21 protein-coding genes are annotated in these 21,801 nt (G+C 64.6%); 9 read left to right on the top strand and 12 right to left on the bottom strand.

All coding sequences use genetic code 11. The features are described from left to right. Position 1: 1 nt before the first annotated feature. Together KW836_RS14820 and KW836_RS14815 are read right to left on the bottom strand one after the other, a co-directional pair. On the bottom strand, positions 2–640 hold the full coding sequence (locus tag KW836_RS14820; protein WP_175136569.1) for a glutathione S-transferase family protein: 639 nt from the start codon (positions 638–640) through the stop codon (positions 2–4). A gap of 5 nt (positions 641–645) precedes the next feature. After that, positions 646–1,809, bottom strand: coding sequence for a PQQ-dependent sugar dehydrogenase (locus tag KW836_RS14815; protein ID WP_175121619.1), 1,164 nt, complete (start codon positions 1,807–1,809; stop codon positions 646–648). Positions 1,810–1,959: 150 nt separating this feature from the next. Between KW836_RS14815 and KW836_RS14810 the strand changes: the two genes are divergently transcribed. Next, positions 1,960–2,571 carry a glutathione binding-like protein gene (locus KW836_RS14810; RefSeq protein ID WP_218343734.1) on the top strand — a complete coding sequence of 204 codons (612 nt, stop codon included), beginning with the start codon at positions 1,960–1,962 and terminating at the stop codon, positions 2,569–2,571. A gap of 33 nt (positions 2,572–2,604) precedes the next feature. On the opposite strand, the gene KW836_RS14805 is transcribed toward KW836_RS14810, so the two are convergent. Then, positions 2,605–3,561, bottom strand: coding sequence for a LysR family transcriptional regulator (locus KW836_RS14805; protein WP_191578701.1), 957 nt, complete (start codon positions 3,559–3,561; stop codon positions 2,605–2,607). Between the two features lie 118 nt (positions 3,562–3,679). Between KW836_RS14805 and KW836_RS14800 the strand changes: the two genes are divergently transcribed. Genes KW836_RS14800 through KW836_RS14790 form a run of 3 tightly spaced genes read left to right on the top strand, consistent with a single transcriptional unit; the run spans position 3,680 to position 6,878 of the window. Further along, positions 3,680–4,657: a tripartite tricarboxylate transporter substrate binding protein gene (locus tag KW836_RS14800; protein WP_218343732.1), complete on the top strand. Its 978-nt coding sequence runs from the start codon at positions 3,680–3,682 to the stop codon at positions 4,655–4,657. A gap of 9 nt (positions 4,658–4,666) precedes the next feature. Further along, complete coding sequence (locus tag KW836_RS14795) at positions 4,667–6,118, top strand: amidohydrolase family protein (RefSeq protein ID WP_218343731.1); 1,452 nt, start codon at positions 4,667–4,669, stop codon at positions 6,116–6,118. Between the two features lie 16 nt (positions 6,119–6,134). After that, positions 6,135–6,878 carry an aspartate/glutamate racemase family protein gene (locus KW836_RS14790; RefSeq protein ID WP_175121624.1) on the top strand — a complete coding sequence of 248 codons (744 nt, stop codon included), beginning with the start codon at positions 6,135–6,137 and terminating at the stop codon, positions 6,876–6,878. Positions 6,879–6,928: 50 nt separating this feature from the next. On the opposite strand, the gene KW836_RS14785 is transcribed toward KW836_RS14790, so the two are convergent. The 6 genes from KW836_RS14785 to KW836_RS14760 all read right to left on the bottom strand — a co-directional run bounded on the left by KW836_RS14785 (position 6,929) and on the right by KW836_RS14760 (position 12,887). Continuing rightward, complete coding sequence (locus KW836_RS14785) at positions 6,929–7,630, bottom strand: ABC transporter ATP-binding protein (RefSeq protein ID WP_175122001.1); 702 nt, start codon at positions 7,628–7,630, stop codon at positions 6,929–6,931. Beyond that, positions 7,630–8,397 carry a high-affinity branched-chain amino acid ABC transporter ATP-binding protein LivG gene (gene livG / locus KW836_RS14780; RefSeq protein ID WP_175121625.1) on the bottom strand — a complete coding sequence of 256 codons (768 nt, stop codon included), beginning with the start codon at positions 8,395–8,397 and terminating at the stop codon, positions 7,630–7,632. Before livG ends, KW836_RS14785 begins: the two co-directional genes overlap by 1 nt. Beyond that, complete coding sequence (locus KW836_RS14775; RefSeq protein ID WP_175121626.1) at positions 8,394–9,629, bottom strand: high-affinity branched-chain amino acid ABC transporter permease LivM; 1,236 nt, start codon at positions 9,627–9,629, stop codon at positions 8,394–8,396. Before KW836_RS14775 ends, livG begins: the two co-directional genes overlap by 4 nt. Next, on the bottom strand, positions 9,629–10,555 hold the full coding sequence (gene livH / locus KW836_RS14770; protein WP_175121627.1) for a high-affinity branched-chain amino acid ABC transporter permease LivH: 927 nt from the start codon (positions 10,553–10,555) through the stop codon (positions 9,629–9,631). The genes KW836_RS14775 and livH overlap by 1 nt, the downstream gene beginning before the upstream one ends. Before the next feature lie 191 nt (positions 10,556–10,746). Next, entirely contained in the window at positions 10,747–11,862 is a 1,116-nt protein-coding gene (locus KW836_RS14765; protein ID WP_105238831.1) for a high-affinity branched-chain amino acid ABC transporter substrate-binding protein, read from the bottom strand. A gap of 470 nt (positions 11,863–12,332) precedes the next feature. Beyond that, positions 12,333–12,887 carry a queuosine precursor transporter gene (locus KW836_RS14760; protein ID WP_175121628.1) on the bottom strand — a complete coding sequence of 185 codons (555 nt, stop codon included), beginning with the start codon at positions 12,885–12,887 and terminating at the stop codon, positions 12,333–12,335. A 520-nt stretch (positions 12,888–13,407) separates the two neighbouring features. On the opposite strand from KW836_RS14760, the gene ugpB reads away from it, so the two are divergent. The 4 genes from ugpB (at position 13,408) to KW836_RS14740 (ending at position 17,839) form a co-directional block, all read left to right on the top strand. Beyond that, positions 13,408–14,721 carry a sn-glycerol-3-phosphate ABC transporter substrate-binding protein UgpB gene (gene ugpB / locus KW836_RS14755; RefSeq protein ID WP_175121629.1) on the top strand — a complete coding sequence of 438 codons (1,314 nt, stop codon included), beginning with the start codon at positions 13,408–13,410 and terminating at the stop codon, positions 14,719–14,721. Positions 14,722–14,946: 225 nt separating this feature from the next. After that, entirely contained in the window at positions 14,947–15,828 is an 882-nt protein-coding gene (gene ugpA, locus KW836_RS14750; protein WP_175121630.1) for a sn-glycerol-3-phosphate ABC transporter permease UgpA, read from the top strand. A 21-nt stretch (positions 15,829–15,849) separates the two neighbouring features. Next, positions 15,850–16,701, top strand: a complete 852-nt coding sequence (gene ugpE, locus KW836_RS14745; RefSeq protein WP_175121631.1) for a sn-glycerol-3-phosphate ABC transporter permease UgpE — start codon at positions 15,850–15,852, stop codon at positions 16,699–16,701. A 49-nt stretch (positions 16,702–16,750) separates the two neighbouring features. Continuing rightward, on the top strand, positions 16,751–17,839 hold the full coding sequence (locus KW836_RS14740) for a sn-glycerol-3-phosphate import ATP-binding protein UgpC (RefSeq protein WP_175121632.1): 1,089 nt from the start codon (positions 16,751–16,753) through the stop codon (positions 17,837–17,839). Positions 17,840–18,020: 181 nt separating this feature from the next. On the opposite strand, the gene KW836_RS14735 is transcribed toward KW836_RS14740, so the two are convergent. Next, positions 18,021–19,148, bottom strand: a complete 1,128-nt coding sequence (locus KW836_RS14735; protein WP_175136576.1) for a branched-chain amino acid ABC transporter substrate-binding protein — start codon at positions 19,146–19,148, stop codon at positions 18,021–18,023. A 267-nt stretch (positions 19,149–19,415) separates the two neighbouring features. On the opposite strand from KW836_RS14735, the gene KW836_RS14730 reads away from it, so the two are divergent. Continuing rightward, the gene (locus KW836_RS14730; RefSeq protein ID WP_175136577.1) at positions 19,416–20,009 is read left to right on the top strand and encodes an alpha/beta hydrolase; all 594 of its coding nucleotides are present in this window, start codon (positions 19,416–19,418) and stop codon (positions 20,007–20,009) included. Between the two features lie 102 nt (positions 20,010–20,111). Here the strand turns inward: KW836_RS14730 and KW836_RS14725 are convergent, their stop codons facing one another. Together KW836_RS14725 and KW836_RS14720 are read right to left on the bottom strand one after the other, a co-directional pair. After that, the gene (locus tag KW836_RS14725) at positions 20,112–20,612 is read right to left on the bottom strand and encodes a Dps family protein (RefSeq protein ID WP_175121647.1); all 501 of its coding nucleotides are present in this window, start codon (positions 20,610–20,612) and stop codon (positions 20,112–20,114) included. 177 nt (positions 20,613–20,789) lie between these two features. After that, positions 20,790–21,740 (bottom strand): LysR substrate-binding domain-containing protein, encoded by a 951-nt coding sequence (locus KW836_RS14720; RefSeq protein WP_175121648.1) that lies wholly within the window; start codon positions 21,738–21,740, stop codon positions 20,790–20,792. Positions 21,741–21,801 lie beyond the last annotated feature (61 nt).

Genomic DNA, 21,801 nt, shown 5'->3' with positions numbered 1-21,801 from the left:
GTTATTCGGTGGGCGGCGGAAAGTGCCGCCGCAACACCCGGGCCACGTTCGGTTCCAACGCTGCTTCGCGGGCGACAGCGGTCAATGCCGGACACATCGCGCTGAACCACGACGGGCCGGGACGCCAATGCGTCATGACCGTCACATACAGGTCCAGCGCTGAAAAACGCCGCCCCAGCATGTGCGGCGCGCCGGCCTGGCGTTCCAGCTCCTGCCACAGCTCGGCGCGGCGCGTGTGGACCCTTTCGCGCAGCAGGTCCACCGCATCGCCCGGCGTCGTCCACTGCGCGGGATCGTCGCCGTACGTGAACGTCGGGTAGACCGCCGCCACGATCCGCACCAGCAGGTTCAGAAAGCGCGCCCGTTCCGGCTTGTCCGGTGCGGGGGCAAGACCGGCCTGCGGCGCCAGATCGTTCAGATGCAGGATCATCGCCGCGCTCTCGGTCATGACCTCGCCGTCGGGCAGGATCAGCGTGGGCACCTGCCCCAGCGGATTCAGATGCAGCAGCCGGTCCCGCTCGGGACCGGGCTTCAGGTACGGCACGTCCGTCAGGACGTGCGGCACATTGGCCAGCACCAGCGCCATCTCGACAATGGCGGAGCCGCACCCCGCGGACCCGATGAGCTCATAGGTCTTCATGACGGTCACCCTCCTGTTTCGGCCGGCGCCACCCGCAGCAGTTCGCCCGGGGAAGCGTCCGTCAGCACATACACATAACCGTCCGGCCCCTGCCGCACGTCGCGGATCCGACGCTTGCGGTCGACCAGCAGCCTTTCCTTCTCGACCACGTTTTTGCCGTCGACGGTCAGGCGGATCAGGTTCTGGTTGCCCAGCGCGCCGATGAAGAGCGAATTGCGCCAGGCCGGAAAGCGATCGGCGTCGTAGAACGCCATGCCACTGATGGCGGGCGATTTCGGCCACCAGTAGACCGGCGGCTCCATGCCCGGCAGCGTCTCGCCCTTGGCTTCCGGAATCTTCAAACCCGAATAGTTGATGCCGTAGGTCGCCAGCGGCCAGCCATAGTTCTTGCCCGGCTGCACCACGTTGATCTCGTCGCCGCCGCGCGGCCCGTGTTCGTTTTCCCAGAGCTCGCCGGTCCAGGGATTGAGCGCCATGCCTTGTGGATTGCGATGGCCGTACGACCAGATCTCGGGCCGCGCGCCCTGCTTGCCCACGAAGGGGTTGTCGTCAGGCAGCGCGCCGTCGGCCTTGAGCCGCACGACCTTGCCCTGCAGCTTGTCCAGGTCCTGCGCGGTTGGCCGCTGGTTGTTCTCGCCCAGCGCAATGTAGAGGTAACCCTTGCCGTCAAACACCAGGCGCGAGCCGAAATGCAGCCCGGACGACAGCTTGGGCTCCTGGCGGAAGATGACCTTGAAGTCTTCAAGTCCGCTGGCATCGTCGGCCAGCCGGCCGCGTCCGACGGCCGTGCCGCTCTTGTCGCCGTCCGACTCCGCATACGACAGATACACGTAGCGGTCGGTCGCAAAGTTTGGCGACAGCGCCACGTCCAGCAGACCGCCCTGGCCGCGCGCGGCCACCTTGGGCACGCCGGTCAGCGGCTTGGACAACCCGCCGGGCGTACGCAACAGCCGCAGATTCCCGGGACGCTCGGTGATCAGGATGCCGCCGTCGGGCAGGAACGCCATGGACCACGGATGATCCAGGCCGCCGACAACCGGCATCACGCGCGCAGGCGCCGAGGGCGGTTCCTGCGAGGCTTGCGCGATGGCGGGCGCAGCGGCGCAGGCGAGGGTCAAGGACAAGAGAAAGGGGATCGCGCGCGTGCTCGCGGCGGTGCGTGACTGCATGGACATCTCCGGCGGCGACAGATTGAAAAGCGGGCGCGGAAGGCATGACAGAGAGACGCGGGACCACTCGCGAATGGCATACCCGGTTGGCGTACCATAGCGCCCACGGACGGGAGCTCTCCCGTTCTTCCTTCCAGGAGTCTCCGACAGATGAAACTGTACTACATGCCCGGCGCGTGCTCGCTCGCTTCCCATATCGTGCTCGAATGGATCGGCAAGCCGTATGAAACGCACAAGCTCACCCGCGAGGCGCTCAAGGAGCCCGAGTTTCTGCGGATCAATCCGATGGGCGCCGTGCCGGCGCTGACCGATGGCGACTGGACCCTGACGCAGAACGTATCCATTCTGGAGTACCTGGCCGAACAGGCGCCCGAAAGCACGCTGCTGGGCGACGGCTCCGCACGTTCGCGCGCCGAAGTGCGCCGCTGGGTCGGCTTCATCAATTCCGACGTCCACAAGACGTTCTCGCTGCTGTTCGGCGCGCAGCGTTATTTGAAGGACGAAGGCGCGCAGAAGGAACTGGCCGCTTCGGCCTCGGCGCTGCTGACCAAGCTGTTCGCGCAACTGGACACGCAACTGGCCGGCAAGCAATACCTGGCGGGCGCCGCGCCTTCGGTTGCCGATGCCTACCTGTACGTCGTGCTGCGCTGGGCGCACGCCAAGGAAGTGGACCTGACCGGCCTTTCCAACCTGTCCGCGTTCTTCGAGCGCATGCAGGCCAACGCCGGCGTCAAGGCCGCGCTGCAGGCCGAAGGGCTGTAAGGGTCTGCGCTGCCCCGCTGACGCCCGGAAGCCCTATTCCGGCGTCACGCCGGGCAGCGCCTCGCTCTCGAGGATCTTCTTGACGGCGGCCAGAAAGCGCCGCGCCAGCAGGGGTGGCGCACTCAGGTTGGAATGCGTCGCCCAGATCTCAACGCTGGCCTCGGGCGTAATCGGACGCAGCGCCATGTGCGCGGCCTGGTCCGGCGTGACGCACCAGGCATCCACCAGTGCCGGGCCCAAGCCCTGCTGCACGAAGGAACAGGCGGTCACGGGCGAATGCACCTCGATCGCCGCCGCGCAGTGCGGGCCTTCGCCAAAGAACGGCTGCAGCGCGCGTCCCAGCGGCGTATCGCGGGGATAGCCGATCCACGCCGCCGACGAAAAGTCCTCCGGCCGCACCGCGTCGTGGCTGGCAAGCGGATGCCCGGGCGGCAGCACGCACACTACCGGCACCCGCGCCAGCCGGACCGACGTCAGGTTCGGATGATCCGGCGGCTGCATGGAAATGCCGATGTCCGCCTGTCCCGACAGAAAGTACGCCGCCAATTCATCGAACGTCACGCTGCGGTAATCGACGCGCGCGCCCGCATTGCGACCGCGAAACCGCTCCAGCGCCATGGGGATCAGGCGCTGCCCGAAACTGGCGCTTGCCACGATCTTCAGCATGCCCGCACCAGACTGCCCCAGGCTGGCGGCCAGGTCGTTCACGCGCTGGATGCCGCCGTACACCTGCTCGACCTCGGCATACAGACGCCGCGCCTCGGCCGTAGGGGACAGCCGGCTCTTGACGCGCTCGAACAGCCGATAGCCCAGACGGCTTTCCGTGAGGGCAAGCACCCGGCTCACAGCCGGCTGCGACACGTGCAGCATGCGCCCCGCTCCGCTGATCGAGCCGGCCATCATGATGGCGCGGAACACCTCGATCTGGCGCAGGTTCAGCGGCCGCCCGGCGCTCGGCCCGGCCTCGTCGGCATACGCATCGGCTTCCATTTCTTCCCCTTTTCCAATAACGAGGGATTATAGGTTTGAGACATTTTTCGATGACGCAGTGCCGCATGGCCGGGTGTAATCTGCCCGCTCCACAAAACAAAACCAGGGGAAATCCACCATGCGCAGCACGCTCCTTCGCAGTCTTTCCATGGCGGCGCTCAGCGTCGTCTTCGCCGGCGCCGCCTCGGCCGCCGGCTATCCCGACAAGCCCATCACTTTCGTGGTCCCGTCTGCCGCCGGCGGCTCGCCTGACGTGCTGTCGCGCCTGATCACCACGCAGATTGCCCGCGACACCGGCGCAACGATGGTCATCGAAAACCGCCCGGGCGCCGCCGGCAACATCGGCATCGCGCTCATCAAGCGCGCAGCGCCGGATGGCTACACGGTCGGCTACGGCAACATCAACACGCTGGCGGTGAACCGCTCGCTGTTCAAACGCCTGCCGTACGACGTGGACAAGGACCTGACGCCCGTCGCGCACATGTTCGACCTGTACAACGCCCTGATCGTCCCGGCCGACTCGCCCGTCACCAGCGTGCAGGACCTGATCGACCGAGCCCGCAAGGAGCCGGGCCGCTTGTCGTATGGCGCGTCGGGCGTCGGCACCACCGGCCACATGGGCGGCGAACTCTTCAAGAGCATGGCCAAGCTGGACGTGATGTTCATCCCCTACAACGGCGGCCCCGCCGCCATCCAGGATCTGCTGGGCGGCCGCCTGGACTACCTGTTCGTCAACACCTCCGAGGCCGCGCCGCTGGTCAAGAGCGGCAAGGTCCGCGCCATCGGCGTCAGCAGCCTGAAGCGCCTGGCGCTGATGCCCGACGTGCCCACGCTGGACGAGTCCGGCCTGAAGGGTTACGAGACAGTCGCCTGGGGCGGCGTGGTGGCGCCCAAGGGCACGCCCGACGACGTGGTGGCCACGCTGAACGCCGCCATCCAGAAGGCGCTGCAAGCGCCGGAAGTGCGCCAGGGTCTGGCAACGCTGGGCGCCGAACCGGCCACCGGCTCTCCCGCCGACTTCAAGCAGCTGATCGATCGCGAAACCGCCAAGTGGCAGCAGATCATCGACAACGCCGGCATCGAAAAACTCGACTGAGCACGCTTCATGACGGCAGACACCTTGCAGGCTGACTTCATTGTCGCGGGCGCCACGCTCATCGACGGCTCGGGCGGGCCCGCCACCCAGGGCGACCTGGCCGTGCGCGGCGGACGCATCGCGGCGGTGGGCAGCTTTGCCCATCCCGCCGGCGTGCCGGTCATCGACGGCCGGGGCCAGGTCCTGGCGCCGGGCTTCATCGACTCGCACACCCACGACGACGGCTACCTGCTGGCGCATCCCGACATGCTGCCCAAGGTGTCGCAAGGCATCACCACGGTCGTCACCGGCAACTGCGGGATCAGCCTGGCGCCCCTGGCGCGCACGCAGATCCCGCAGCCGCTCGACCTGCTGGGTCCGCCGGCGCTGTTCCGCTTTGGCACCTTCCGCGCCTGGATGGACGCTCTGCGCGACACGCCGGCCGCGGTCAACGTGATTCCGCTGGTGGGCCACACCACCTTGCGCGTCGCCGTCATGGACGACACTTCGCGCGCGGCCAACGACGCGGAACGGGCCGCCATGCGCGACCTGATGCAGGAAGCGCTGGATGCCGGCGCGTTCGGCGTGTCGACCGGCACCTTCTATCCGCCGGCCAGCGCCGCGCCCACGGACGAGATCATCGACGTGTGCCAGCCGCTGCGCGGCCGCGCCGGCATCTATGCCACGCACCTGCGCGACGAGGCCGACCACATCGTGCCCGCCATGGAAGAGGCCCTGCTCATCGGACGCGAAACCGATTCCCGCGTCGTGTTCTCGCATCACAAGCTGGCGGGCGAACGTAATCACGGCCGCACCCGCGAAACGCTGGACCTCATCAGCCGCGCCGCGGCGGCGCAGCCGGTCTGCCTGGACTGCCATCCCTATCCGGCCACCTCGACCATGCTGCGGCTGGACCGCGCGCGGCTGGCCAGCCGCACGATGATCACGTGGTCCACGGGCTACCCGGAGGCCACGGGCCGTGACTTCAGTGACGTCATGGCCGAACTGGGCCTGGACGACGAAGCCGCGGTCGCCCGGCTGGCCCCGGCCGGCGCCATCTATTTCCTGATGGACCCGGCGGACGTCAAACGCATCTTTGCCCATCCGCTGACCATGGTCGGCTCGGACGGCCTGCCCTTCGACCCGCATCCGCACCCCCGTCAATGGGGCACGTTCACCAACGTGCTGCGCACCATGGTGCGCGAGCAGAACCTGCTGTCGCTCGAATCCGCCATCCACAAGATGACCGGGTTGGCCGCCGCCCAGTACGGCGTCGCCGGGCGCGGCCTGCTCCGGGAGGGGTATCATGCTGACCTGGTGCTGTTCGATCCCGCCACCGTCACCGACGTGGCCACTTTTTCAGCGCCCATTCAGGCAAGCCGGGGCATCCACGCCGTGTGGGTCAACGGCAGGCAGGTCTGGGACGGGGAACGGACGGGCACCGAACGCCCGGGCCAGGTCCTGACGCCCGGTGATGCATGAGCACGGAGTACTTAAAGTGAAGACGTTTTCCCAGGGCTGCTACCTGGGTGTATTGGGCGGAATGGGCCCCATGGCCGGCGCGGCCTTTGCCCTTCGCCTGGCGGCGCTGACGCCCGCCACGGTTGACCAGCAACACATCCCTACCCTGCTGCGCAACGATCCCCGTATTCCCGACCGCTCCAGCGCCTACATGGCCGGCGGCGAGAATCCCCTGCCCCACATGGTCGATGGCGTGCGCTTCCTGGAACAGGCCGGCGCCCAGCTCATCGCCATCCCGTGCAACACCGCCCACCTGTGGTTCGACGACATCGCCGCGTCCACGCGTCTGCCGGTGCTGCACATCATCGAAGCGGTCATCGAAGACCTGCGCCGCCTTGGCCTGCCCAGCGGCCGCATCGGCCTGATGGGCACCGCCGCCACGCTCAAGCTCGGCCTCTACCAGCGTCACCTTGAAGCCCAAGGCTACGAGTGCATCGTGCCTGACGACGACGAAGTCGAACGCTTCTGCATGGGCTCGATCCGCGCGGTCAAGGGCAACCAGCTCGAAGACGCCTTTGCGCCCGCCGCCGAATGCATCGCCCGCCTTAAGGCCCGCGGCGCCGACGCCGTCGTGCTCGGCTGCACGGAACTGCCCCTGGCGGTCCCGCACGCCCTGCGCCCCAGCCTCGGCGTGACCCTCACCGACTCCATCGACGCCCTCGCCCGCGCCGCCATCGCGCACTACCAGGCCGACCAGCCGGCCGAACGCATCGCCGCGTAAAAAAAAAGGGCGCATCTTTCGATGCGCCCACTTCCTTCGCGGGGAAGAGGTCAACCGCCCAGGTACGCCTTGCGGACCTTGTCGTTGACCAGCAGGTTGGCGCCGGTGTCCTGCAGGACCACGCGGCCGTTTTCCAGCACGTAACCGCGGTCCGCCACGCCCAGCGCCTTGTTGGCATTCTGCTCGACCAGGAACACGGTCACGCCCTGCTCCCGGATCTCGCGGATGATGTCGAAGATCTGGGCGATCACCAGCGGGGCCAGGCCCAGCGTCGGTTCGTCCAGCAGCAAGAGGCGCGGCCGGGTCATCAGCGCGCGGCCGATGGCCAGCATCTGCTGTTCGCCGCCCGACATCAGGCCCGCACGCTGGCTGGCGCGTTCCTTCAGACGCGGGAACAGACCGTAGACGTGGTCAATCCCCGCCTCGATCTCGTCGCGCTTGGAAAAGAAGCCGCCCATCATCAGGTTCTCGGCGACCGTCAGGTCCTTGAACACGCGCCGCCCTTCAGGCGAAATGGCGATGCCACTGCGCATGATGTGGTGCGTGTCCTTGTTCGTGATGTCCTCGCCTTCGAACGTGATCTTGCCTTCGCGCGCCCGCGGATTGCCGCACACGGTCATCAGCAGCGTCGTCTTGCCCGCGCCGTTGGCGCCGATCAGCGTGACGATCTCGCCCTGGTTGACGTCCACCGACACGCCGTTCAACGCCTGGATCGCGCCATAGTACGTGTGTATGTTTTCCAGCTTCAGCATCATTCCTCCCCCAGGTACGCCTTGATGACGCGCTCGTCGTTGCGCACCTGCTCGGGGGTGCCGGTCGTGATGGGCTTGCCATGTTCCATGACCAGAATGCGGTCCGAAATGCCCATGATCAGGCTCATGTCGTGCTCGATCAGCAGCACGGCCACGCCGAATTCGCGGCGAAGCTGGTCGATGAGCGATTGCAGATCGCGCTTTTCCTGAGGATTCAGGCCGGCCGCCGGCTCGTCCAGCATCAGCAGACGCGGCTTGGTAATCATGCAGCGCGCGATCTCCAGGCGCCGCTGGTGGCCGTAAGCCAGATTGCCGGCTTCACGGTTGGCGAACTCGCGCAGGCCCATGAAATCCAGCCACTGCGCCGCACGCGACAGCGCCTCGGATTCAGATTGGCGGTAGCCGCGGGTCTTGAGCAGGCCGGGCAGCAGGCGCGATTCCACCTGCGTATGCTGCGCGACCAGCAGGTTTTCCAGCACCGTCAGCTGCTTGAACAGGCGCACGTTCTGGAACGTGCGCACCAGCCCATGGCGCGCCACCTTGTGGCTGGCAAGACCCGTGATGGGCTTGCCGTCCATGATGATTTCACCGGCGGTCGGCGCGTAGAAACCGCCCACGCAGTTGAACACGGTGGTCTTGCCCGCCCCGTTCGGGCCGATGATGGCAAAGACCTCGTCGGACATGACCTCGAAACCCACGCTGTCGACGGCCAGGAGGCCGCCGAACCGCATGGTCAGGCCGGAAACTTTCAGCAATGCCTCGCTCATTTAGCCAGCTCCACGTGGGGACGCTTCATGGGCAACAACCCCTGCGGACGCCACATCATCATCAATACCATCACCAGACCGAACATCAGCATCCGGTACTCGGCGAACTCGCGCGCCAGTTCGGGCAGCACGGTCAGCAGGATGGCAGCGAGGATCACACCGACTTGCGAACCCATGCCGCCCAGCACCACGATGGCCAGGATCAGCGCGGACTCGATGAACGTGAAGGACTCCGGATTCACCATGCCCTGGCGCGCTGCGAAGAACGCGCCGCCAAAGCCGGCGAACATGGCGCCCAGCGTGAACGCGGACAGCTTGATGCGGGTGGGATTCAGGCCCAGCGAACGGCAGGCGATCTCGTCTTCGCGCAGCGCCTCCCAGGCGCGGCCGACCGGCATGCGGATCAGGCGCGTGGACACGAACAGCGTCACCAGCGCAAGCAGCAGCGCCATCATGTACAGGTAGATCACCATGTCCTGGTTCTGGAACGTCAGCCCGAAGAACTCATGGAACGTGGTGCCACCCTCGGTGCTGGGCCGGCGCGTCATTTCCAGGCCGAAGAACGTGGGCTTCGGAATCCCGGAAATGCCGTCCGGACCGCCGGTGACCTGGTTCAGGTTGATCAGCAGCAGGCGGATGATTTCACCGAAGCCCAGCGTCACGATGGCCAGGTAATCGCCGCGCAGCCGCAGCACCGGAAAGCCCAGCACGAATCCGAACAGCGCCGACATCGCACCGGCAAACGGCAGCGCTTCCCAGAAGCTCCAGCCGCCCCAGTGATAGAGCAACGCGTAGGTATAGGCGCCGACGGCGTAAAAGCCGACGAAGCCCAGATCCAGCAGCCCGGCAAAGCCCACCACGATGTTCAGGCCCAGGCCCAGCATCACGTAGATCAGCACCAGCGTGGCGATGTCCACCGAACTGCGGCCCGCGAAGAACGGCCAGATCACCGCAATGGCAAGCAGCAGCACCATCAGCGGCTTGTGGTTGCGGGCCGGCGCCGACGACAGCGTGGGCAGGCCGGTCTTGAGCTTCTTGAACGGAATGGCAAGCCACGGACGCAGCAGCTGGAACACGAACACCACCGCCGCGGCCAGCGCCACCAGCGACCAGTTCGACTCCATCGACGTGCGCGCACCCTGGCGGATGAGCTGCAGACCGAAGACCGGGGTGACGATGACCGCCGTCAGCACGGCCGCCATCGTGGCGTTTTTGAGATTGTTGGTCGACATCAGACTTTTTCCACCTCAGGTTTGCCCAGCAGCCCGGTGGGACGGAACAGCAGAATCAGGACCAGCAGCGAGAACGCCACGATGTCCTTGTACTGCGACGATATGTAGGCCGCCGCAAAGGTTTCCGCCAGGCCCAGCAGCACGCCGCCCAGCATGGCGCCGGGGATGCTGCCGATGCCGCCGAGCACCGCCGCCGTGAAGGCCTTGATGCCGGCCAGGAAGCCGATGAAGGGATTGAGTTTGCCGATGGTGATGGCGATCAGCACACCGCCGACCGCCGCCAGGATCGCACCCATCACGAACGTGAACGAGATCACGCGGTTGGTGTCGATGCCCAGCAGGTTGGCCATGTGCATGTCCTGCGAGCAGGCGCGCGATGCGCGGCCCATACGGGAATACTTGATGAACAGCGTCAGCGCGATCATCAGCACCACCGTCACCACGATGATCATCAGGCGCGAGTACGGCACCGTCACATCGAAGTCCGAGCCCATGTGGAACTGCATGGCGCCGGACACCAGCGAGGGCACGGCCATGTCGCGCGCGCCCTGGCCGAGGGCCACCCAGTTCTGCAGGAAGATCGACATACCGATGGCGGAGATCAGCGCCACCAGACGGGGGCTGCCGCGCACCGGCCGATACGCCACGCGTTCGACCGAGAAGCCGTAGATGCCGGTAACCGTGATGGCCACGAGCAGCATGGCCGCGATGATGAACGGGGTCGGCAATCCGCTGTTGGTGCCGATCGCCGTCAAGGTGACCAGGCCCACATAGGCGCCGATCATATAGATTTCGCCGTGGGCGAAGTTGATCATCCCGATGATGCCGTAGACCATTGTGTAGCCGATGGCAATCAGCGCGTAGATCGCTCCCAGGGACAATCCGTTGAAGAATTGCTGGGTAAGTTGGGGTATGAGGTCGGACATGATTCCAATGCTCCAAATAGTTCCGGCTCCGGTAGTGAGACCCGGAGCCGGAAACCTGGGCGTATTTTATAAGGGCCTGCCGGCGCCGCCTTGCCGGCCGCACAGCGCTTTTGGCGCATCGCTACGCGGATTTCGGCAAGACGGAGACAGCAGGCCCTACACGCCGGCAACACGCCGGCGGGATCGCGAGTTTACAGCTGGGTCTTCTTTCCGTCCTTGTCCCACTTATAGACGGCGAACTCAAAGTCCTTCAGATCGCCCTTGGCATCGTATTCGACCTTGCCGATGCCCGTATTGAACGTGGTCTTGTGCATGTAGTCGGCAACCTTGGCCGGATCTTCGCCGACAGCGTTGATGCTGTCCGCCAGGATCTGGACCGCGGCGTAGGCCGGCATCTGGAAGGCGCCGTCCGGATCGCGCTTGGCGTCCTTGAAGGCCTTGACGATGCTTTCGTTGCCCGGCAGCTTGGTGAAGTCGGCCGGCAGCGTGACCAGCAGGCCGTCGATGGCCGGACCGGCAATGGCCACCAGATCCTGGTTGGCCGTGCCTTCCGGACCCATGAACTGGACCTTCAAGCCCTGTTCACGCGCCTGGCGCAGCAGCAGGCCCAGCTCGGGGTGGTAGCCGCCGAAGTAGACCAGGTCCACGCCAGAGGACTTCAGCTTGGTGATGATGGCCGAGTAGTCGCTGTCGCCGACGTTGATGCCTTCGAACAGCGCGACGTTGACCTTTTCCTTGGCCAGCGCGTCCTTGACCTGCGTGGCCACGCCCGAGCCGTAGGTCTGCTTGTCATGCAGCACGGCAACCTTCTGCGGCTTCAAGGTCTTGGCGATGTAGCCGGCGGCGTACGGACCCTGCTGGTCGTCGCGGCCGATCGTGCGGAAGAAGAAGTGCGGCTTGATCGTGTCGGTGACCAGCGGCGACGTGGCGCCCGGGGTGATGCCGACGATGCCCTCTTCCTCGTAGACCTTCACGGCGGCGACCGTGACGCCCGAGCACGCATGGGCCACGGCGAACTTGGCGCCGGAGTTGACCACGCGGTTGGCGGCGGGCACGGCCTGCTTGGGTTCGCAGCCGTCGTCGATCAGGATCGGCTCGAGCTTCTTGCCCTTGACGCCGCCCTTGGCGTTGATGGTCTCGATGGCGGTCAGCGCGCCGGCCTGGATCTGGTCGCCGTATTGGGTGTTGGGACCGGTCATGGGCTGGGGAATGCCGATCTTGATCGTGTCGGCGGCGTGCGCGGCGCCAGCCAAGGCAAGTGCCCCAAGCGCCATGGCTACCGGGGTAAGGCGATTCAGAAACTTCATGCGGAGTTCTCCAGCGAGGTTTTGAGCGGCTCTGTCCAACACGGTTTATCGGGAGAGTACCCCTACGTCCGCATTGCCCGTCGCCGGCTTCTTGGGCAAAAACACGGTGTGGGCGGTATTCTGAAAGCAAGCCGTCATACTGTCACTGCGTGTAATCCCCAATATTTCACGCGGGGCTTTTATTCGTGACGGATAGGCCGCGTAGTGCCGTGAATTCGTTGGAGAAATCGCAATTCCGGCTACGTTGTCTGCTGGCGCTTTTCCGGGATTTATGGTTGGGCGATTAATACCGAGTGGATTAATACGGTGTTTAAACTCGCATTTAAATACAGTGCTTACGCGGGACTTACTACATGCCGCGGAAAGGCCTCAGACATAATGTCCGGCGCATTAATGAAAAACGCGCGCCCTGCTGAGATCAGCATCGGACGCGCGCATTCATTACGCCGCGAAGGCGGGTTGAAGTTTGGCTAGGCGTTTGCAGGCTTTGCCAGATTCCACATCAAGGCACGGAATGGCGCCAGCATGCTGATATTGACGACCAGCTTGATCGCCAGATCGCCCAGCATCCATGTGACCCACGGCGCCCCGGTAGCGGCGAATGCCACGCTGAAGAACACCGCCGTATCCAATATGGCGCCCAGCACGCCCGACGCCAGCGGCGCGCGCCACCAGCGCTGGTCGCGCAGGCGGTCGAACACCTGGATGTCGACGAGCTGCGCACATATATAAGCCAGCCCCGACGCCAACGCAATGCGCGGCGACGCCACCCAGACCGACACCGCCAGTGCGGCGGCAAAGCCAAACCACACCACGCGCCGGGCGGCGGCCGGGCCGAATCGCCGGTTGAGAACATCGGTGACCAGGAAAGCCACCGGATACGACAGCCCGCCCCATGTCAGCCAGTCATTGAGCGGCACCTGGACCAGGATATTGGAACCCACCACGACGGCCAGCATGCACAGCACCGAAATGCCGAACTGCAGGCGCGTCATGGCGGGAAAGCGCACGGCGGAAGGTTTCATTTGCGACCCGCCTCGGCCGCGCCGCGCGCCCGTCCGGCGCTCGCCATGCGCGTCATCGGCCCGTCAATGCGCGACGAATGACGTCTCCAAGCCGCAACACCTTGCATGTTCCGTGTCGCGCCGGCGAACAGCCCGCCAGCATACGCGCGCGGGGCGCCACAAACCCGCACACCGGCCGTGTCACGACCCTGCCCGGCACCGCGCGCTTGCTCGTTTATGTCAATGACATGAACGCCCCGCACGGCGCATACTTTGGCAGCCGCGCGCGAGGCCGTCGCAGGCGGCCGTCTGCCCGCGCCGGTGAACGCAATCGAAAGTTCGTTTTCCATAGGCGGCGATTGTAAACGGTCGGCTCCCTGCGGATAGCGCGGCGAAATGTTCGTTCGCGCCTGAAACGCGCAATTTGACAGGCGCAGGGAGTGATGTGAAAGTCACGGTTTTGTCACAAACAATTCATAAGGTGTCGTGTTTCATGCGGCCGGACAACCCGTTCGCAACACGCCCAACTGGAGAACCCTTTATGCGATCCCATCGTATTGCACTGACCTTTGCCGCCATCATGACGGCTTTCGCCGGCGCTTCCGCGCAAGCAGCCACCGAGATCCAGTTCTGGCATTCGATGGAAGGCGCCCTGGGCGACCGCGTCAACGGCCTGGTCGAGGAATTCAACAAGCAGAACCCCGACTACCAGGTCAAGGCCATCTACAAGGGCAACTACGGTGAATCCATGAACGCCGGCATCGCCGCGTTCCGCGCCGGCAACGCGCCGGACATCCTGCAGGTATTCGAAGTCGGCACCGCCACCATGATGTACGCCAAGGGCGCCATCAAGCCGGTGCAACAGATGTCCGAAGAAGCCGGCAACCCGATCGATCCCAAGGAATTCATCGGCGCCGTGGCCGGCTACTACTCGTCGGCCGACGGCAAACTGGTGTCGATGCCGTTCAACAGCTCGACCGTCGTCTTCTACTACAACAAGGACGCCTTCAAGAAGGCTGGCCTGGACGCCGACAATCCCCCCAAGACCTGGGAAGAACTGGCCGCCGCCGGCCAGAAGCTGAAGGCCGCTGGCCAGGAATGCGGCTACACCACGTCGTGGCCGTCGTGGACCCAGCTCGAGACCTTCTCGGCCTGGCACAACGTGCCGTACGCCACCAAAGACAACGGTTTCGGCGGCCTGGATGCGCGCATCGCCATCAACACCCCGCTGCACGTGCGTCACCTGGAAAACCTGGCCAAGCTCGGCAAGGAAGGCATCTTCATGTACGGCGGGCGCGGCGACGAGCCGAACTCGCTGTTCATCAGCGGCAAGTGCGCCATGATCACCGGTTCGTCCGGCCTGCGCGCCAACATCGCCAAGAACGCCAAGTTCGAATTCGGCACCTCGACGCTGCCCTACTACGCCGACGTGCAAGGCGCGCCGCAGAACACCATCATCGGCGGCGCCTCGCTGTGGGTCTTTGCCAACAAGAAGCCCGAAACCTACAAGGGCGTGACCGCGTTCTTCAAGTTCCTGGCCAGCCCCGAAATCGCCGCCCGCTGGCACCAGCAGACCGGCTACGTGCCCGTCACCAAGGCCGCCTACGAGCTGACCAAGAAGGAAGGCTTCTACGACAAGAACCCGGGCACCGAAGTCGGCGTCAAGCAATTGAACGTCGAAACCACCGCCCAATCGCGCGGCCTGCGTCTTGGCTTCCTGCCCCAGATCCGCGAAATCGAGGATGCTGAAATCGAACGCATCGTCTCGGGCAAGGTTGCTCCCAAGGACGGCGCCGAGAACATCGTCAAGCGCGGCAACGAGCTGCTGGAAAAGTTCGAGAAGAGTGTAAAGTAACGCCCTTTCGCGCGACTTGACCGCCGCCTTGTCAATCGGCATTTTCCATGTTGCGACAAGGACATACGAGGCTTAAAGCCCTGGTTTTTCAGGGGCTTTAAGCCTATCGTGCTTTTTATGAGTGCCGGTGCTTTCGGGCTCCGGGCGCCACGCGCGACACGCGCGCTGGCGGTTTCAGGCGGCGGTTATTTCAACCGCCGCTTTTCTGTACCTTGGGTTCCCCCTATGGAAAAACGCGTTGTATTCGGGCACAAGACCTTGCCCTATCTGCTGCTCCTGCCGCAGCTGATCATTACCGTGGTGTTCTTCTTCCTGCCCGCCGGACAAGCCATGTGGCAGTCCATGCGCCTTGAAGATCCCTTCGGTCTGTCCTCGCAGTTCGTCGGCCTGGACAACTTCATGGAACTGTTCTCGCAACAGAGCTACCTGGATTCCTTCCGCGTCACCGCCGTATTCTCGGTGCTGGTGGCCGGCGTTGGCCTTGGCGTGTCACTGGTGCTGGCCGTGATGGCCGACCGCGTGATCCGCGGCGCCGGGCTCTACAAGACCCTGCTCATCTGGCCGTATGCCGTGGCGCCCGCCGTCGTCGGCGTGCTGTGGCTGTTCCTGTTCTCGCCGTCGGTCGGCATCCTGGCCGTGGCCCTGCGCAAATCGGGCGTGGACTGGAATCCCCGCCTGGACGGCAACCAGGCGATGACCCTGGTGATCATCGCGGCCGTCTGGAAGCAGGTGTCGTACAACTTCCTGTTCTTCCTGGCCGGCCTGCAATCGATCCCGCGCTCGCTCATCGAAGCCGCCGCGATCGACGGCGCCAGCCCCGCGCGCCGCTTCTGGACCATCGTCTTCCCGCTGCTGTCGCCCACCACGTTCTTCCTGCTGGTGGTCAACATCATCTACGCCTTCTTCGACACGTTTGCCGTGATCGACACGACGACGCAAGGCGGCCCGGGCACGGCGACCTCGATCCTGGTCTACAAGGTGTACAGCGACGGCTTCCGCGGTCTGGACCTCGGTTCGTCCGCCGCCCAGTCCGTCGTCCTGATGTTCATTGTGGTTGCCTTGACGGTCGTACAGTTCCGGTACGTCGACCGCAAAGTGCAGTATTGATCTTGTCCGAGGCTGATAACAATGGTTGAACGCCGTCCCTGGCTGGATATTCTGGCCCACGTCATTCTGCTTTGCGGCGTGGCGATGGTGGCATTTCCGCTCTACGTCACTTTCGTCGCGTCCACCCAGACCGCGCAGGAAGTTGCTCAGGCGCCGATGTCCCTGATTCCCGGTCCGCATTTCGTGGACAACTACATGCAGGCGCTTTTTGGCGGTTCGTCAGGCGGCTCGTCGGGCGCGCCCGTCGGCCGCATGATGTACGTGAGCCTGATCATGGCGCTGGCGATCTCGATCGGCAAGATCGCGATCTCGCTGCTGTCGGCTTTTGCGGTCGTGTACTTCCGCTTTCCGGGCCGCATGTTCTTTTTCTGGATGATCTTCGTCACGCTCATGCTGCCGGTCGAAGTCCGCATCGCGCCCACCTACAAGGTCGTGGCCGATCTGGGCCTGCTCAACAGCTATGCGGGCCTGACCCTGCCGCTGATCGCGTCCGCCACGGCCACGTTCCTGTTCCGCCAGTTCTTCCTGACGGTGCCGGACGAGCTGATCGAGGCTGCGCGTATCGACGGCGCCGGTCCCGTGCGCTTCTTCTTTGACGTGCTGCTGCCCTTGTCCAAGACCAGCATCGCCGCGCTGTTCGTGATTCAGTTCATCTACGGCTGGAACCAATATCTGTGGCCCCTGTTGGTCACCACGCAGGAAGACATGTACCCCGTCGTCATCGGCATCAAGCGGATGATCAGCGGCGGCGACAGCGTGACCGAATGGAACATCACCATGGCCACCGCCATGCTCGCGATGATCCCGCCGGCGCTGGTCGTCATCCTGATGCAGAAATGGTTCGTCAAGGGTCTGGTCGACACTGAGAAGTGATCGCGCCCATCCCTCGCCTACCGAAAACGACTTCGAACACGAATAACTCATGGCTACTCTCAGCTTCCGCAACGTCAAGAAAACCTATGCCGGCAACGTGCCGGTCATCCATGGCATCGACATGGACGTCAAGGACGGTGAATTCATCGTCATCGTCGGCCCGTCGGGCTGCGGCAAATCCACGCTGATGCGCATGGTCGCCGGCCTGGAAACCGTGACCAGCGGCGACATCGTCATCGACGACAAGGTCGTCAACAACCTGGAACCCGCCGAGCGAGACATCGCCATGGTGTTCCAGAACTACGCGCTCTACCCGCACATGACCGTGTTCGAGAACATGGCCTATGGCTTGAAGATCCGCAAATTCTCCAAGGACGAGATCAAGAAGCGCGTCGACATCGCCGCGCAGATCCTGGAACTGGGTCACCTGCTGGACCGCCGTCCGCGCGCGCTTTCGGGCGGCCAGCGCCAGCGCGTCGCGATGGGCCGCGCCATCGTGCGTGAACCCAAGGTGTTCCTGTTCGACGAGCCGCTGTCCAACCTGGACGCCAAGCTGCGCGTGGCGATGCGTCTGGAAATCATGAAGCTGCATCGCCGCCTGGGCACGACCAGCCTGTACGTGACGCACGATCAGGTCGAGGCCATGACGCTGGCGCACCGCATGATCGTCATGTATCAGGGCGTTCCCGAGCAGATCGGCACCCCGATGGAAGTGTTTGAAAAGCCCGCCTCGACATTCGTCGCCGGCTTCATCGGCTCGCCCCCGATGAACCTGATGGAAGTCCAGGTCGCCGGCGACGGCACGGTGCAGACCGCCGACGGCAACCAGCTCGAGATCTCGCCGCTGCAGGTTCCCTCGCAGGTCCGCGGCCGCAAGATCATCATGGGCATGCGCCCCGAGCACATGCTGCTGAACACCCAGGGCATTCCCGCCGAAGTCGAAATGGTCGAGACGTTGGGTTCCGAGCAACTCGTGCACGCCCGCTGCGGCAAGAGCACGCTGGTCGTGCGCTGCACGACGCGCCAGCTTTCCGAGTCGTCCGCCAAGGTCGGCATGCAGGTCAACGTGGGCCCGGACGGCCGCCATCCCCTGCACTGGTTCGAGGCCGACACCGGCCGCCGCGTCCAGGGCCTGTAAGTCGGCGGGGCGTCAGCCTTCTGCCCCACGCCCCGCAAAAACAAACCGGGCCGCAAGCTGATCGCTTGCGGCCCGGTTCTCTTTTGCAGCGCCTGATGCGTGTGGCCAGATGCGCTGCATCCAACACGCGCCGCCGTTCGTTCGCGTGAAGCGGGCCTGGAACGGCCCGCCGCGCAGTGATTTACTTGTAGACGGTCTTGGAGCCGTCCTTGTGCCAGGTGAACACGTCGAATTGGAAGTTCGTCAGGTCACCCTGCTTGTTCCACGACACCTTGCCGATCGGCGTGTCGAAGGAATTGGCGTGCAGGTACTTGGCCACCTTGGTGGGATCGTCCGAGCCCGCGCCCTTGATGCCGTCCGCGATGACTTGCGTGGCCGCGTAGGCGGTCATCTGGAACGCGCCGCTGGGATTGCGCTTCTTGGCTTCGAAAGCCTTGACGATGTCGGCGTTGGCCGCGTTCTGCGTGAAGTCGGCCGGCAGCGTCAGCAGCATGCCTTCGACGGCGTCGCCCGCGATGGCGTTGATGTCCGGGTTGCCCGTGCCTTCCGGACCCATCCACTTGGCCTTCACGCCCTGTTCGGCCGCCTGGCGCAGCAACAGGCCCATTTCGGGGTGGTAGCCGCCGTAGTAGACGAAATCCACGCCCTGGCTCTTGAGCTTGGTGATGACCGCCGAGTAGTCGCTGTCACCCGCGTTGATGCCTTCGAACACGGCAACGGCCACGCCGCCCTTTTCCAGGTCGTTCTTGACCGCGGTGGCGATGCCCTGGCCATACGACTGCTTGTCGTGCAGCACGGCGACCTTCTTGGGCTTGATCTTGTCGAGGATGAACTTGGCGGCGGCGGGACCTTGCTGGTCGTCACGGCCAATGGTGCGGAAGATGAACTCGTAGTTCTTGCCGTCGGTCAGTGCCGGCGACGTGGCCGACGGGGTCACCATGACCACGCCTTCGTTGTTGTAGATGTCGGCGGCGGCAATGGTGGCGCCCGAGCACACGTGGCCCACGACGAAACCGATCTTGCTGTTGACGACGCGGTTGGCGGCGTTGGGACCCTGCTTGGGTTCGCAGCCGTCGTCGATGACCACGGTTTCCAGCTTCTTGCCATTGATGCCGCCAGCGGCGTTGATGCGCTCGACCGCGGTATCGACCCCTTCACGGACCATATCGCCATACTGCGTGACCGCGCCGGTGGTGGGGCCGACGACGCCGATCTTGATGGTCTGCGCGTGCGCGGCCGCGCCAAACGTCAAACCAGCGGCGACGCCCAGCGCTGCGATGACCGGGGTCAGACGGAAAACTGGCTTCATGAGTGGACTCCTCGAATGACTTTTAATCGTTGATCCATCAACGGGCTGACGGCCGGAAACGTAGATGTCATGCCCGTTGGCGGTGCATTTGCCCGGCAAGCATACACTGAAATTTCGCGGCTTTTGGGCCGGTTGGCGCAGGGTTTTCCGGGGTTTTTTTATTGCACCGCGGCATGACTCGCACCGCCGGCCTTATTCCGAACGCCGTATATGCAAAAGACCATTAATTCGTTTGAGTTACTAAACGGCGGCGGCATCATGTGCCGCATGAGACTCCAACCGATAATCGTCCCGGGCTGGAAAAACTCCGGCCCCGACCACTGGCAGTCCCGGTGGCAGGCCCTGTTGCCCAACGCCCGGCGCATCGAGCAGCACGACTGGGAAAATCCCCGCGCGGCCGATTGGATATCCCGTCTGACCGCCGAGGTCGACGAAGCCCGCAGCCCGGTCCTGCTCGTCGCGCACAGCCTCGGCTGCCTGATCAGCGCCGCCCTGCCCGTGCCCTTGCGCGCCAAGGTCGCAGGCGCGCTGCTGGTCGCGCCCGCCGACGTCGAACGCGCCGACATGCCCGAATGCCTGCGCGCCTTCGCGCCCATTTCGCGCCAGCCGCTGCCTTTTCAGAGCGTGGTGGTTGCCAGCGACAACGATCCCTATTGCACGCTGGAACGCGCGCGCGTCTTCGCGGCGGACTGGGGAAGCCGTGTCGTCGTCCTGCCCGGCGCCGGTCATATCAATGCGGAAAGCGGCCTGGACGACTGGCCACAGGGGCTGAAACTGCTGGGCGCGCTGCGCCGCAGAGCGTCGTGGCGAATTCCGCCGCCGGCCAAACGCATTCCGCCGATTCCGGTGTACGACTTGTAGCTGGAGTCCCGTTGTTAAAAAAATGGCCGCCCATCCGGACGGCCATTTAACTTGAGCCTGAGGAATCGGCCGCCCTTCCTTGAAGAAAGCCGGCCGTACCGATTACTGCAGCAGGCTGCGCAGCATCCACGCGTTCTTTTCATGCACGTCCAGACGTTGCGTCAGCAGGTCGGCCGTGGGCTGGTCGTTGGCGGCGTCGGCCTTTTCGAAGGCTGCGCGGGCGGTCTTGGCGACCGATTCGTTGCCGTCCACCAGCAGGCGCACCATTTCCAGCGCGTCCGGCACGGTTTCCGGTTCAGAGATCGATGACAGCTTGGCGTATTCGCGATACGTGCCCGGCGCGTAGTGGCCCAGCGCGCGGATACGCTCGGCGATGCTGTCCAGCGCGTTCCATTCTTCGGTGTACTGCGTCATGAACATCTGATGCAGCGTGTTGAACATGGGCCCCGTGACGTTCCAGTGGAAGTTGTGCGTCATCAGGTACAGCGTGTATGAATCGGCCAGCAACTTGGACAGTTCGCCGGTAACCGCGGCGCGGTCCTTGTCCGAAATACCGATGTTGATGCGCGGAACGCTCGAGGTCTTCTTGGTGGACTTGGCCATTGCTAGCTCCTATGGAAAAAGGCGGAAATAAGAATACCACTGCAAACACGACAGAACAGGCGTTGTGGAGGCGCCGTTCTCACGATGGGCTGCGACCAATTGACGCGGTGCATGGGGCGCGTCTTTCGCAATGACGCCCACGCAAAACCGCGCCGGCCATTGGCCGTCGTTTAGCGTTCAATCTTGCACGGCCGCCGCTTCGCCGGCCAGCATCTTCACGCCCGGCAGCTCGCATTCATAGACGGCCTGCGCCAGCGCTTCGATTGCCGCCAGGCGCGGGAAGCTGCGCCGCCATGCAAGGACGACGCGGCGCTCGGGCACATGGCCTTCGAACGGCAGATAGCGCAACAGGCTGTTGGAGGGCGGGTTTTCGGGGACGGCGGTGACCGGAAGCACGGTGACGCCGATGCCGGCCGCGACCATGTGGCGGATGGTTTCGAGCGAGGAGCCTTCGAAGGTGCGCTGGATGCCATCGCTAGCGGCCGAAAAGCGCGACAGTTCCGGACAGACTTCAAGCACCTGATCGCGGAAGCAATGGCCACTGCCCAGCAGCAGCATGGTCTGCTGTTTCAGATCCTGGGCGTCGATGGACTTGCGCTGGGCCAGTTCATGGTCGTTGGGCACGGCCACCACGAAGGGCTCGTCGTAGAGCGGCTGCATGACCAGGCCGGCTTCGGGCAGCGGCAAGGCCATGATGGCGCAGTCGATCTCGCCCTGGCGCAGCAGTTCGACGAGACGGACGGTGAAGTTTTCCTGCAGCAGGAGCGGCATCTGCGGCGTGCGGCCGATCTGCACGGGCACCAGCTTGGGCAGCAGGTAGGGTCCGATGGTGTGGATCACGCCAACGCGTAGCGGGCCGGCCAGCGGATCGTGGCCCTGCCGGGCGATCTCCTTGATGCTGGCGCTTTCCTCGAGCACCTTCTGCGCCTGCGCGACGATGCGCTGGCCGATGGGCGTCACGCCGACTTCGGAGCCGCCGCGTTCGAACAGGGTCACGCCCAGTTCGTCCTCGAGTTTGCGGATGGCCACGGACAGCGTCGGCTGGCTGACGAAACAGGCCTCGGCCGCGCGGCCAAAGTGCCGCTCGCGGGCGACGGCGACGATGTACTTGAGTTCGGTGAGAGTCATGGTGGACTACGCCCCCGGGGTTACGCGCCGGCCCGGTGGCCGGCGCTTGAGGATTCAAGAG

The sequence above is a fragment of the Achromobacter sp. ACM05 genome, assembly GCF_019218915.1.
Taxonomy (GTDB): Bacteria; Pseudomonadota; Gammaproteobacteria; order Burkholderiales; family Burkholderiaceae_B; genus Achromobacter; species Achromobacter animicus.
The sequence above is the reverse complement of the archived record's forward strand: the minus strand, read 5'-3'. Positions and strand labels throughout refer to the sequence as shown.

Coding starts and splice junctions, on each gene's coding strand:
- KW836_RS14820 (WP_175136569.1), bottom strand. CDS start 640: ATGAAGACCTATGAGCTCATCGGGTCCGCGGGGTGCGGCTCCGCCATT.
- KW836_RS14815 (WP_175121619.1), bottom strand. CDS start 1,809: ATGCAGTCACGCACCGCCGCGAGCACGCGCGCGATCCCCTTTCTCTTG.
- KW836_RS14810 (WP_218343734.1), top strand. CDS start 1,960: ATGAAACTGTACTACATGCCCGGCGCGTGCTCGCTCGCTTCCCATATC.
- KW836_RS14805 (WP_191578701.1), bottom strand. CDS start 3,561: ATGGAAGCCGATGCGTATGCCGACGAGGCCGGGCCGAGCGCCGGGCGG.
- KW836_RS14800 (WP_218343732.1), top strand. CDS start 3,680: ATGCGCAGCACGCTCCTTCGCAGTCTTTCCATGGCGGCGCTCAGCGTC.
- KW836_RS14795 (WP_218343731.1), top strand. CDS start 4,667: ATGACGGCAGACACCTTGCAGGCTGACTTCATTGTCGCGGGCGCCACG.
- KW836_RS14785 (WP_175122001.1), bottom strand. CDS start 7,630: ATGCTGAAGCTGGAAAACATACACACGTACTATGGCGCGATCCAGGCG.
- livG (WP_175121625.1), bottom strand. CDS start 8,397: ATGAGCGAGGCATTGCTGAAAGTTTCCGGCCTGACCATGCGGTTCGGC.
- KW836_RS14775 (WP_175121626.1), bottom strand. CDS start 9,629: ATGTCGACCAACAATCTCAAAAACGCCACGATGGCGGCCGTGCTGACG.
- livH (WP_175121627.1), bottom strand. CDS start 10,555: ATGTCCGACCTCATACCCCAACTTACCCAGCAATTCTTCAACGGATTG.
- KW836_RS14765 (WP_105238831.1), bottom strand. CDS start 11,862: ATGAAGTTTCTGAATCGCCTTACCCCGGTAGCCATGGCGCTTGGGGCA.
- KW836_RS14760 (WP_175121628.1), bottom strand. CDS start 12,887: ATGAAACCTTCCGCCGTGCGCTTTCCCGCCATGACGCGCCTGCAGTTC.
- ugpB (WP_175121629.1), top strand. CDS start 13,408: ATGCGATCCCATCGTATTGCACTGACCTTTGCCGCCATCATGACGGCT.
- ugpA (WP_175121630.1), top strand. CDS start 14,947: ATGGAAAAACGCGTTGTATTCGGGCACAAGACCTTGCCCTATCTGCTG.
- ugpE (WP_175121631.1), top strand. CDS start 15,850: ATGGTTGAACGCCGTCCCTGGCTGGATATTCTGGCCCACGTCATTCTG.
- KW836_RS14740 (WP_175121632.1), top strand. CDS start 16,751: ATGGCTACTCTCAGCTTCCGCAACGTCAAGAAAACCTATGCCGGCAAC.
- KW836_RS14735 (WP_175136576.1), bottom strand. CDS start 19,148: ATGAAGCCAGTTTTCCGTCTGACCCCGGTCATCGCAGCGCTGGGCGTC.
- KW836_RS14730 (WP_175136577.1), top strand. CDS start 19,416: ATGAGACTCCAACCGATAATCGTCCCGGGCTGGAAAAACTCCGGCCCC.
- KW836_RS14725 (WP_175121647.1), bottom strand. CDS start 20,612: ATGGCCAAGTCCACCAAGAAGACCTCGAGCGTTCCGCGCATCAACATC.
- KW836_RS14720 (WP_175121648.1), bottom strand. CDS start 21,740: ATGACTCTCACCGAACTCAAGTACATCGTCGCCGTCGCCCGCGAGCGG.